This window comes from Metapseudomonas resinovorans DSM 21078 (assembly GCF_000423545.1).
Classification (GTDB): Bacteria; Pseudomonadota; Gammaproteobacteria; order Pseudomonadales; family Pseudomonadaceae; genus Metapseudomonas; species Metapseudomonas resinovorans.
Map to the genome: position 1 here is coordinate 108,151 of NZ_AUIE01000025.1, position 11,216 is coordinate 119,366.

Annotated in this window: 10 protein-coding genes; 2 read left to right on the plus strand and 8 right to left on the minus strand. The window is 63.1% G+C overall.

The genetic code is table 11. The features are described 5' to 3' along the window. Positions 1-109: 109 nt before the first annotated feature. The gene (gene betB, locus G559_RS0118135) at positions 110-1,582 is read right to left on the minus strand and encodes a betaine-aldehyde dehydrogenase (RefSeq protein WP_028629603.1); all 1,473 of its coding nucleotides are present in this window, start codon (positions 1,580-1,582) and stop codon (positions 110-112) included. 47 nt (positions 1,583-1,629) lie between these two features. Next, positions 1,630-2,223, minus strand: a complete 594-nt coding sequence (gene betI / locus G559_RS0118140) for a transcriptional regulator BetI (RefSeq protein ID WP_028629604.1) — start codon at positions 2,221-2,223, stop codon at positions 1,630-1,632. 287 nt (positions 2,224-2,510) lie between these two features. Here betI (G559_RS0118140) and G559_RS29065 point away from each other — a divergent pair, with 287 nt between their 5' ends. Further along, positions 2,511-4,055, plus strand: coding sequence for a BCCT family transporter (locus G559_RS29065; protein WP_036997557.1), 1,545 nt, complete (start codon positions 2,511-2,513; stop codon positions 4,053-4,055). A 96-nt stretch (positions 4,056-4,151) separates the two neighbouring features. Here G559_RS29065 and betI (G559_RS0118150) read toward each other — a convergent pair whose 3' ends face one another. From betI (G559_RS0118150) to choX, 6 genes are all read right to left on the minus strand, one after another. Further along, entirely contained in the window at positions 4,152-4,745 is a 594-nt protein-coding gene (betI, locus tag G559_RS0118150; RefSeq protein ID WP_028629605.1) for a transcriptional regulator BetI, read from the minus strand. 168 nt (positions 4,746-4,913) lie between these two features. Continuing rightward, on the minus strand, positions 4,914-5,771 hold the full coding sequence (locus tag G559_RS0118155) for a glycine betaine ABC transporter substrate-binding protein (RefSeq protein WP_028629606.1): 858 nt from the start codon (positions 5,769-5,771) through the stop codon (positions 4,914-4,916). 149 nt (positions 5,772-5,920) lie between these two features. Next, positions 5,921-6,865 carry a choline ABC transporter substrate-binding protein gene (locus G559_RS0118160; protein ID WP_028629607.1) on the minus strand — a complete coding sequence of 315 codons (945 nt, stop codon included), beginning with the start codon at positions 6,863-6,865 and terminating at the stop codon, positions 5,921-5,923. A 35-nt stretch (positions 6,866-6,900) separates the two neighbouring features. Then, the gene (locus G559_RS0118165) at positions 6,901-7,788 is read right to left on the minus strand and encodes an ABC transporter permease (protein WP_028629608.1); all 888 of its coding nucleotides are present in this window, start codon (positions 7,786-7,788) and stop codon (positions 6,901-6,903) included. Between the two features lie 2 nt (positions 7,789-7,790). Further along, entirely contained in the window at positions 7,791-8,987 is a 1,197-nt protein-coding gene (locus G559_RS0118170; RefSeq protein WP_028629609.1) for a quaternary amine ABC transporter ATP-binding protein, read from the minus strand. A gap of 415 nt (positions 8,988-9,402) precedes the next feature. After that, positions 9,403-10,356 carry a choline ABC transporter substrate-binding protein gene (choX, locus tag G559_RS0118175; protein WP_028629610.1) on the minus strand — a complete coding sequence of 318 codons (954 nt, stop codon included), beginning with the start codon at positions 10,354-10,356 and terminating at the stop codon, positions 9,403-9,405. A gap of 513 nt (positions 10,357-10,869) precedes the next feature. Here choX and G559_RS0118180 point away from each other — a divergent pair. Then, the coding region (locus tag G559_RS0118180; RefSeq protein WP_028629611.1) for a serine dehydratase beta chain at positions 10,870-11,216 on the plus strand (347 nt) is incomplete at its 3' end.

Consider the following 11,216-nt stretch of genomic DNA (forward strand, 5'->3'; position numbering starts at 1 on the left):
AACTTCGTTCCCGGATTGCATCCGGGCTACCGGGGTGGTGTTGCGTCGTGGTCCGGAGGAAATCCGGGAGCGCCCGTGCGCTTCCGGTTTCCTCTCGAGGCCACGTCGGTCAGAACACCGAGTAGTAGTCGCCCATCTCGACCTGCACCGATTTGATGCGGGTGTAGTGGGCCAGGGTGGTCAGGCCGTTTTCGCGGCCGACGCCGGACTGCTTGTAGCCGCCCACCGGCATTTCGGCGGGGGATTCGCCCCAGGTGTTGATCCAGCAGATGCCGGCTTCCAGCTTGTGGATCACGCGGTGGGCGCGGGCCAGGTCGCGGGTGACGACGCCGGCGGCCAGGCCGTAGTCGGTGTCGTTGGCGCGGCGGATGACTTCTTCTTCGGTGTCGTAGACCAGGATGCTCATCACCGGGCCGAAGATTTCCTCGCGGACGATGGTCATGTCGTCGGTGCAGTCGCTGAACACGGTTGCGGCCACATAGGCGCCCTTGGCGAATTCACCCTCGGTGACGCGCTCGCCGCCGATCAGCAGGCGCGCGCCTTCCTTGCGGCCGGCCTCGATGTAGCCGAGCACGCTTTCCATGTGGGCGAAGCTGGTCAGCGGGCCGAAGTTGGTGTTGGCGTCTTCCGGGTTGCCCAGGCGGATGCGCTTGACGCGTTCGATCACCTTGTCTTCGAAGCGGGCTTGCAGGGCGCGCGGCACGAACACGCGGGTGCCATTGGTGCAGACCTGGCCGGAGCTGAAGAAGTTGGCCATCACGGCGATGTCGGCCGCGCGGTCGAGGTCGGCATCCTCGAAAATGATCAGCGGCGACTTGCCGCCCAGTTCCATGGTCACTTCCTTCAGCGAAGAGCTGGAGGCGCTGGCCATGACCTTCTTGCCGGTGGAAGTGCCGCCGGTGAAGGAGATCTTCTCGATCTGCGGGTGCTCGGTCAGCCACTGGCCGACTTCGCGGCCGCTGCCGGTGAGCACGTTGAACACGCCGTCCGGTACGCCGGCCGCGGTGTAGATCTCGGCCAGTTTCAGGGCGGTCAGCGGGGTGACTTCGCTGGGCTTGAAGATCATGGCGTTGCCGGCGGCCAGGGCCGGGGCGGATTTCCACATGGCGATCTGTACCGGGTAGTTCCAGGCGCCGATGCCGGCGACCACGCCCAGGGGCTCGCGACGGGTGTAGACGAAGCTGGTTTCGCGCAGCGGGATCTGCTCGCCTTCGATGGCGGGGATCAGGCCGGCGTAGTACTCGATCACGTCGGCGCCGGTGACGATGTCCACGGCGCGGGTTTCGGCCAGCGGCTTGCCGGTGTCCAGGGTTTCCAGTTCGGCCAGCTCGTCGTTGCGCTCACGCAGGATGTCGACGGCGCGGCGCAGGATGCGCGAACGCTGCATGGCGGTCATCGCGGCCCAGACCTTCTGGCCTTCGATGGCACTGGCGACGGCACGCTCGACGTCTTCCTTGCCGGCGCGCTGGACGTTGGCCAGGACTTCACCATTGGCCGGGTTCACGGTCTCGAAGGTGGCGCCGCTGGTGGAGTCGACGTAGCGGCCGCCAATGTAGAGCTTCTGTTCTTCGAATCGGGCCATGGTGGTTGTCCTCTCTAGGTCTTGTGTTCGCAAGGCTGCAGGGCGGCTCAAGCCGCTTGCTTGGCCAGTTGTTGATCAAGGAATTCGTAGGCGAGCCGGCGGGCTTGCGCGGTATCGAAGGCTTCGCCGGACAGGGCGCCGCGCAGCCACAGGCCATCGATCAGGGCGGCCAGGCCGCGGGCGGCAGTGCGGGCGCTTGGTACGTCGAGTTCGCGGCGGAACTGACAGCAGAGGTTCGAGTAGAGGCGCAGGTCGTTGATGCGCTGCAAACGGCGCAGGGACGGCTGGTGCATGCTGCTGGCCCAGAACGCCAGCCAGGTCTTCATGGCCGGGCCGTTGACCTGGGAGTCGTCGAAGTTGCCGTCGATGATGGAGCGTATGTAGCCACGCGCACTGTCGTCGCGCATGGTCTCGCGGCGCTTGCGCACCGCGTCCTGCAGGTCGCTCATGAGGAAGCGCATGGTGGCTTCCAGCAGTCCGTTCTTGTCCTGGAAGTAGTGGCTGATGATGCCGTTGGAAACCCCGGCCAGCTTCGCGATGTAGGAAATGCTGGCGTCGCCCATGCCGACCTGGTCCACCGCCTCGAGTGTGGCGTGGATCAGTTGGGTGCGCCGCAGGGGCTGCATTCCGACTTTTGGCATGGGGTTTCCTCCTCTTCCGGAACCATTCCGGGCGGGTTGAAATCCAGCCTACTTTATTTTTATTGAACGTTCAAACAACAAAGAATAAGCTGCGCACCATGGAACGGGATGCGGCAGTTCGCCGCACCCGATTTCAGGCCTTCGGCCGGCGGATGCCACCCGTCGCCGGCCGCTGGCGCGGGTCTGTCGTTGCGTCCATGAGGCGCCTGCTTTCACTGCCCTGGAATTTCCAAATGAGTAAAGCTCCTACAACAACAAGCCATGGGAAGGTGCGCCTGAACCCGGTCGTGTTCTTCGGATCCACCGCGCTCATCATGCTTCTCACGGTTGCCTTGATTGCGTTCCCCGAGAGTGCCGGCAGCGTGCTCGGCAAGGCCCAGGCCTGGCTGTCGCGCAGCTTCGGCTGGTACTACATGCTGGCCATCGGCGCGTATCTGTTCTTCGTCCTCTATGTCGCCTTCTCCCGATACGGCCACTTGCGCCTGGGGCCCGATGACAGCCGTCCTGACTTCAGCTACGGCGCCTGGGCCGGCATGCTGTTCTCCTCGGGCATCGGCATCTCGCTGCTGTATTTCGCGGCGTCCGAGCCCATCGACCACCTCTACAATCCGCCGGAAGGCGAGCCCGGCAGCCAGTCCGCCGCGCGCCAGGCACTGCAGCTCACTTTCCTCCATTGGGGCGTGCATGGCTGGGCCATCTACGCGCTGGTGGGCCTGGCCGTGGGCTATTTCGCCTACCGTCACAACAAGCCGCTGGCGCTGCGTTCGGCGCTCTATCCGCTGTTCGGCGAGCGCCTGATGAAGGGCTCCGTGGGTAATGCGGTGGACTGCTTTGGCATCTTCGTGACCCTGCTGGGCCTGGTGACCAACCTTGGTATCGGGTCGCTGCAGGTCTCTTCCGGTCTGGAATACCTGTTCGGCCTGCCCCACAGCCAGGGCGCCTTGCTGGCGGTGATCCTGGTGATGAGCGCGGTGGCCACTCTGGCCGCGGTGTCCGGGATCGAGAAGGGCATTCGCCGCCTGTCCAACCTCAACATCATCCTGTTCAGTGGCCTGCTGGTGTTCGTGCTGCTGGCTGGCGAGACGCTGCACCTGCTCAATGGCTTCGTGCAGAACCTGGGTGATTACCTCAATGGCCTGGTGTTGAAGACCTTCGACCTCTATGTCTACACCGGCCAGTCCGGCAAGAGCGAAGAGTGGATGGGCCTGTGGACCCTGTTCTACTGGGCCTGGTGGATCTCCTGGGCACCCTTCGTGGGCATGTTCGTAGCCCGTATTTCCCGTGGTCGCACCGTGCGCGAACTGGTCAGCGGCGTGCTGCTGATCCCGCTGGGCTTCACCCTGGCCTGGTTGTCGGTGTTCGGTAACAGTGCCATCGACCTGGTGATGAACCAGAACGCGGCGGACCTCGGCAAGGCGGCGCTGGAACAGCCGGCGATGTCCATCTACCTGCTGCTGGAACACTACCCTTGGTCCAAGGCCGTGATCGGTCTGTCGATCTGCGTCGGGTTCGTGCTCTTCCTCACGCCGGCCGACTCCGGTTCGGTGATGTTGGCCAACCTGTCCCGTGAGGAAGGCGACCTGGACGAAGATGCGCCCAACTGGCTGCGTATCTTCTGGTCGGTGGTCGTGACACTGGCCACCATCGGCCTGCTGTTCGCCGGCAACTTCACCGCCATGCAGACGGTGGTGGTGCTGGCCGGCTTGCCGTTCTCGGTGGTGCTGCTGCTCTACATGTTCGCCCTGCTCAAGCAAATGAAGGCGGATGTGGCAGCACAGGAGCAAGTGCCGAAGCACCCGAAAGTCGTCCAGTTGCAAGGCGAGGCGGCCTGACAGCCCATCAGCCTGAAATGAAAAAGCCCGGTCGCGTGACCGGGCTTTTTCGTTCCTGGGTAGGTGGTGTCCTTGTAGGGGCGAATGAATTCGCCCCTACAGTGAAGCCTTGGCCAGCTGCTGATCCAGGTAGTCGTAGGCGATGTGCAGCGCCTGCTCGACGTTGAAGCCATCACCCGACAGGGCACCGCGCAGCCACAGGCCGTCAATCAGCGCCGCCAGGCCGCGGGCCGCGGAGCGGGCCTGGTCCAGGGGCAGGGTACGACGCAGTTCGCAGCAGAGATTGGAGTACAGCCGGTGGTCGTTGATGCGCTGCAGGCGACGCAGGGACGGCTGGTGCATGCTGGCGGCCCAGAAGGCCAGCCAGGTCTTCATGGCCGGGCCGCTGACCTGGCTGTCGTCGAAGTTGCCGGCGACGATGGCCCGCAGGTGCGCGCGTGGAGTGTCTTCGCGCAGGGCGGCACGGCGCTGGCGCACGCCGCTGCTGAGGGCACTCATCAGGTGGCGCATGGTGGCTTCCAGCAGGCCGTTCTTGTCCTGGAAGTAGTGGCTGATGATGCCGTTGGATACGCCTGCGATTCGGGCGATGTAGGCAATGCTGGCATCGCCCAGGCCAACCTGGTCGACGGCTTCGAGGGTCGCCTGGATCAACTGCGAGCGGCGGATCGGCTGCATTCCGACCTTGGGCATCAGGTAATTCCACCAGTTTGTGCGGGATTCGGGAGCGCGCAGTCTAGGGGGAATTTGATTGATCGATCAATCGACGCAGTTTGTCGAATAGCTGCAGGGGCAGGCGCCGCGAAAACAAAACCCCCACGGACCCGAAGGCCGGTGGGGGCTGGGTAACGCGCGAGGGGCTTACTTCAGCCAGCCTTCCACGCGCTCCGGGTTCTTGGCGATCCAGTCCTTGGCGGCCGCTTCCGGCTTGGCACCTTCGCGGATGGCCAGCATCACCGCACCCACTTCCTCGCCGCTCCAGGAGAACTTCTTCAGGAAGGCGGTGGCGTCGGCAGCCTTGGCTTCCAGGCCAGGGTTGACCACGGTGTCGACGTGCTCGTCATCGCCATAGACCTTTTTCGGGTCTTCCAGGAAGCGCAGCTTCCACTTGGCGAACATCCAGTGCGGAATCCAGCCGGTGACCACGATCGGCTTCTGGGCTTTCTCGGCGCGGGTCAGGGCGGTGGCCATGGCCGGACCGGAGCTGGGCATCAGCTTGATGTCCAGGTTGTACTGCTTGATGGCGTCTTCGGTGCGGCGCATTACGCCGGCGCCCGCGTCGATACCGGTGATCTTGCCGTCGAAATCAGCCTTGTAGGTGTTCAGGTCTTCGATGGACTTGGCTTGGACGTAGTCAGGGACGATCAGGCCGATTTTGGCGCCTTTGTAGTTGGAGCCCAGCACCACGACCTTGTCCTTCAGTTTCTCGTAGTACTCGCCGTGGGTGGCGGGCAGCCAGGCGGAGAGGGTAGCGTCCAGGTCACCGCGGGCCACGCCCTGCCACATGATGGCGGGCTCAACAGGCTTCAGTTCGACGCCATAGCCGAGTTTTTCCTTGAGGATTTCGCCCGCGACGTAGCTGGCGGCGACACTGTCGTCCCAACCGTTCACGAAGCCGATTTTCAGGGTTGGTTTGTCAGCGGCGTTGGCCATGCCCATGCCGAGGGCAAGGGTGGCGACGCCGAGGGTTTTCAGACAAAGGGACTTCAACTTGCGCATACGTATTGCTCCATCAGGTGGGATTGGCAGCCAACTACGTGGTCGATGACCCGTTCTGAGGCGGGTTTCGCGACAGTGCCCCGCGCGGCCCGTTGCTGGGCCGCGATTGGCGAATTGCAAGGAAACGGGCTCGCGGGGAGCCCGGGGAATTACAGGCCGATGTGTTTCTTCACGGCAGCGGCGCCGTCCTGGCCGTCATAGGTGGTAACGCCAGCCAGCCACTTGTCCAGCGCGGCCGGGTTGGCCTTGAGCCAGCCAGTGGCGACTTTCACCGGATCTTCCTTCTCCAGGATCTTCTCCATCAGCTGGCTTTCGATCTCGACGCTGAACTGCAGGTTGTTCAGCAGTTTGCCGACGTTGGCGCAGCGCTGTTCGTAGTCCGGCGGTACCACGGTGTAGACCTTGGCGGCGCCGTAGTCCGGGCCGAACACGTCATCGCCACCGGCCAGGTAGGTGATGTCGAACTGGGTATTCATCGGGTGCGGGGCCCAGCCCAGGAACACCACCGGTTCCTTCTTCTTCACGGCGCGTTGCACCTGGACCAGCATGCCGGCTTCGGAAGATTCGACCATGCGGAACTCACCCAACTCGAACTGGTTACCCTTGATCATCTTGTCGATCAGCAGGTTGCCGTCGTTGCCCGGCTCGATGCCGTAGATCTTGCCGCCCAGTTGGTCCTTGAACTTGGCGATGTCCTGGAAGCTCTTCAGGCCGGCATCAGCCGCGTAGGTCGGCACCGCCAGGGTGTACTTGGCGCCTTCCAGGTTCGGCGTCGGCAGTACCTTCACGCCGTTGTCCTTGGTGAAGGGCTCGATCACGGCATCCATCGAGGGCGCCCAGTAGCCGAGGAAAACGTCGATCTGCTTGTTCTTCACGCCGGTGAAGGCGATGGGCACCGAGGCCATGATCTTGCGCGGGGTGTAACCCAGTCCCTCGGTCAGCACCATGGCCACGCCCGTGGTGGCGGCGATGTCGGCCCAGCCGATTTCGGCAAAACGGACCTGCTTGCAGCTCTCCGGCTCCTGAGCCCAGGCACCCTGGGACAGTGCGCAGGCCAGCAGGCCCAGTGCAGCGACTTTTTTCATTCTTTTCATTAGCGACTCCCTGACATTGAAAGATGAAGCGTGCGTTATTGCGCTTGCTGCCGTTGCAACTTGGCGCTCAGCCAGCCGAAGGGCTTGCCACGAGTCGCGGTTTGACGAGTCCCGAAACTTTCGGTGATGCGGTCGAGAATGATCGCCAGCAGTACCACGGCCATGCCGCTTTCGAAGCCCAGGCCAATGTCCAGACGCTGGATACTGGCGAGCACGTCGTTACCCAGACCGCCGGCGCCGACCATCGACGCGATGATCACCATGGACAGCGCCATCATGATCGTCTGGTTGACCCCAGCCATGATCGACGGCATGGCATTCGGCAGCTGCACTTTGTATAGCAGTTGCCAACTGGTGCAGCCGAAGGATTGACCGGCTTCGACGATTTCCTTGTTCACCTGGCGGATGCCGAGCGCGGTCAGGCGCACGGCCGGCGGCATGGCGAAGATCACCGTGGCGATGATGCCGGGTACGCGGCCGAGGCCGAACAGCATGGCCGCCGGAATCAGGTAGACGAACGCCGGCATGGTCTGCATGAAGTCGAGAATCGGGCGGATGACCACCGCGACGCGCTCGCTCCTGGCCGCCCAGATGCCCAGCGGGATGCCGAGTAGCAGGCTGATCAGGGTTGAGGAGAAGGTCAGGCCGAGGGTGACGACGGTCTGCTCCCAGAAGCCGGTCATCACGATCAGGATCAGCGAGACCGCGGTGAAGCCGGCGAACTTGGCGCCGATGCGCCAGAAGCCGAGGGCGACGAAGATCGCAATCAGCACCCAGGCCGGCGGCCACATCAGGAGGCGTTCGATCAGCTCGGAGAAGCCGCTGACCACATTGCCGACGCTTTCGAAGGCGCCGCTGTAGTTTTCGAGCAGGTGCTGAACGACGTCATTCACCCAACTGCCAAGATCCAGTTTTTCGCTCATCGTCATTCTCCCCGCAGGCGGCTCAGCAGGCGGCCTTTGCTGATCGCGCCGCAGTAGCGGCCACTTTGGTCGACCACCGGGATCGGCCCTTCATTGATCACCAGGCGCTGGATGACGCTGTCGAGCGGCAGGTCTTCCGGCACCGGATCGATGTGCTTGAGCAGGTTCTGTTCAAGGTCCAGAGTGCGACCGCCTTCAACCAGCAGGGCGATCTTCTCGAGACTGATGGAGCCGCGGAAGTTGTTCTTCTCGTCGACGATGAAGGCGTAGTGCTTGTCCATGGACTGCAGCTTCTGGCACACGGTCTGGGCGTCGGGCGCCTTGCCGTTGTGCACGAACAGCGGAACGCTGTCGGACTTGAGCTGGCCGGCGGTGAGGTAGCGGCTGGTATCGACCGTGTTGAAGAAGTTGCGCACGTAGTCGTTGGCGGGGTTCTCGATGATTTCCTGGGGCGTGCCCACCTGGATCAGCTTGCCGCCTTCCATGATGCCGATGCGCGAACCGATGCGCATGGCCTCTTCGATATCGTGGGATACGAAGATGATGGTGCGGCTGTGCTTCTTCTGCAGGTCCAGCAGCACGTCCTGCATTTCTCGGCGCTTGAGCGGGTCGAGCGCGGAGAAGGCCTCGTCCATGATGATCATGGAAGGGTCGACCGCCAAGGCGCGGGCCAGACCGACGCGCTGTTGCATCCCGCCGGACAGCTCATGGGGATACTTGTGGGCGAAGCTGGCCAGGCCAACCTGCTCCAGCACCTCCATCGCGCGCTTCTCGCGCTCCTTCTTGCTCTTGCCCGCTACCTCCAGGCCGAAGGCGGCGTTGTCCAGCACGCAGCGCGAAGGCATCAGGGCGAAGGACTGGAAGACCATGCTCATGTCGCGGCGGCGCAGGTCGATCAATTGCGACTTGGGCAGCTTGGCGACGTTCTGGCCGTCGATGAACACATCGCCGGCAGTGGGTTCGATCAGGCGGTTGATCAGACGGATCAGGGTCGACTTGCCCGAACCCGACAGGCCCATCAGCACGAAGATCTCGCCTTCGTTGACGCTGAAAGACACGTCGCTGACACCGATTACGGCGCCGCGCTCAGCCAGGATCTTCTCCTTGCTCCAACCTTGCTTGAGTAAATCGATTGCTTCTTGTGGTTGTTGCCCGAAAACCTTGTAGAGGTTTTGAACCACGATCTTTCCAGACTGCATGGGATATTTCCCCTTCAGTAGACATCCAGGTCAGTTACATGGAGCCAGAACCGGCGCTCAACGACGCTCAGCCTGGTGATGCCGACTGCCTTGCCTGTGTGGATAACAATGTTTCGAGAACCTGACAGCCCTCTGGCAGTGTTACGAAACCCATTCCCTGGGCGGGTTCAGCACCTCGGTCCGAGGTGCGCGTACTTCCGAAATTTCTTATTAGGCCGACCTCTGTTCGGGGGAGGCCGCCGCTTGTGTTCTTCGGTCCGGAGCGGAGTGCTCGCGGTCTGTCGATCCACGGGAACCGACAGCGACGAAATCGGGTGACTCAACGATAAAGCCTTGAGGCCTTGGCAATTGTCGGTTTACGACGTTCATATGTTGCGCGACGACATGGCCTATGGATATCGCTGAATGCGCCGCTTCACGGTGCTTTGGCCTGGACGAGGGCAACCGGGAGCGGGCCGCCGTCGCGCGCGGTGACGCCCTGCAGCCAGGCGGCCAGGGTGTCGGGATTGGCTTTCAGCCAGGCCTTGGCTTCACGCCTGCGGTTGGTGCTCTGGTTGAGTATGGCCTCCATCAGGTGGTTCTCCATGGCCAGACTGAATTTCAGGTTCTTCAGCAGCTGCCCGAGGTTCGGGCATTCCTGGGTGAGCCCCTTGCGCACGTTGGTGTAGACCGTGGCGCCGCCAAAATCCGGGCCGAACCAGTCGTCGCCGCCGGCGAGGTAATGCATCTTCAACTGGTTGTTCATCGGGTGCGGTTCCCAGCCGAGGAATACCGCCCACTGGTTGAGGTGCTCAGCGCGCTTGACCTGGGACAGCATGCCGTTTTCGCTCGACTCCACCAGTTTGAAGTCGCCAAGGTTGAACGCGTTCCCCTTGATCATCTTGTCGATCAGCTTGTTGCCGTCATTGCCGGGTTCGATGCCGTAGATCTTCGCGCCCAACTGCTGCTTGAACTTCGCCAGGTCGGCGAAGCTCTGCACGCCGCCGTCCCAGGCCGCCTGGTTCACCGCCAGGGTGTACTTGGCGCCGGTGAGGTTGGCGCCGAGGTTCTCCACCGTGCCTTTTTCCAGGTAGGGACGGACGTCGTTTTCCATGCTTGGCATCCAGTTGCCAAGGAATACGTCGATCTTGCCGTCGCCCAGGGCCTTGTAAGTGTCGGGTACCGACAGGCGCTTGACCTTGGTGATGTAGCCGAGCTCGCTCAGCACATGGCGGGTGACGGCGGTGGTGACGGTGATGTCGCTCCAGCCGACGTCGGCGAAATGCACGGTGGAGCAGTGTTCCGGGTCGGCGGCAAGGCTCGCCTGGGTGTTGAAGAGGGAAGCGGCCAGCAGCGTCGCCGCCAGCAGGGAAGTGGTGGGTCGAGTCATGGAAGGGGTCCGTCCACAGCAGGATTTATTGTCGTTCTCCGGACTCGCGTGGCTGTCGGACTGCTGCAGGCCCCCGCCCCCGGGCGCCCGGATGATGCGTGCCAGACACGTCGCCTGACTACCGACCCGGTCGCACTCAGAACTTATCTGTCGCGGCTGATGCAGGGCAATGGTGGGTTGGCGCCTTCATCGTGACGCATCCAGTGTAGGGGCGAATGAATTCGCCAGGTCTGCATTAGCTGTTGCTAGAGATGGACCCTCGGGCCAAGAGTCTTGTAGGAGCTGGCTTGCCAGCGAAGCGGGGCCATTCGTTGGCACGTCAGCTCCTACGGGCGATGCAGGTGCTTGCAACACGTAATGCAGACATAGCCAATGAATTCGCCCCTGCAAGGTATTCGACCTGCGTCTTGGGCCACGGCGTATTTGGATACGAGCAAGTCGGTGTGGGAAGTCGCCGCTTCGGTGAAATGCCGATCATGGCGCCAAGAGTGATCCCTACCGGAGTTGTCCCCCGTGGCTATCAGCGTGTTCGACCTGTTCAAGATCGGTATCGGCCCTTCCAGCTCGCACACCGTGGGCCCGATGCGGGCGGCGGCGCTGTTCGCCACGGCGCTGCGCGAGCGCGGCCTGCTGGAGCAGGTACGGCGGGTCGAGGTGCGCCTGTATGGCTCGCTGTCGGCCACCGGCGTCGGCCACGGCACCGACCGCGCCACCCTGGTGGGGCTGATGGGCGAGTGGCCGGACCGCGTCGACCCGAAGCAGATCGCCCCGCGCATCGAGGCGCTGCAGGCGTCCCGCGAACTGCTGCTGGACGGCAGCCACCCGGTGGTCTTCGACTGGTCGCGCGACCTGCTGCTGCT

Bases quoted from the DNA above. Each gene is read 5' to 3' on its own strand.
- G559_RS0118155 (WP_028629606.1), bottom strand. From the start codon at position 5,771: ATGCGCAAGTTGAAGTCCCTTTGTCTGAAAACCCTCGGCGTCGCCACC.
- choX (WP_028629610.1), bottom strand. From the start codon at position 10,356: ATGACTCGACCCACCACTTCCCTGCTGGCGGCGACGCTGCTGGCCGCT.
- G559_RS0118160 (WP_028629607.1), bottom strand. From the start codon at position 6,865: ATGAAAAGAATGAAAAAAGTCGCTGCACTGGGCCTGCTGGCCTGCGCA.
- betB (WP_028629603.1), bottom strand. From the start codon at position 1,582: ATGGCCCGATTCGAAGAACAGAAGCTCTACATTGGCGGCCGCTACGTC.
- G559_RS0118165 (WP_028629608.1), bottom strand. From the start codon at position 7,788: ATGAGCGAAAAACTGGATCTTGGCAGTTGGGTGAATGACGTCGTTCAG.
- betI (WP_028629605.1), bottom strand. From the start codon at position 4,745: ATGCCCAAGGTCGGAATGCAGCCGATCCGCCGCTCGCAGTTGATCCAG.
- betI (WP_028629604.1), bottom strand. From the start codon at position 2,223: ATGCCAAAAGTCGGAATGCAGCCCCTGCGGCGCACCCAACTGATCCAC.
- G559_RS0118170 (WP_028629609.1), bottom strand. From the start codon at position 8,987: ATGCAGTCTGGAAAGATCGTGGTTCAAAACCTCTACAAGGTTTTCGGG.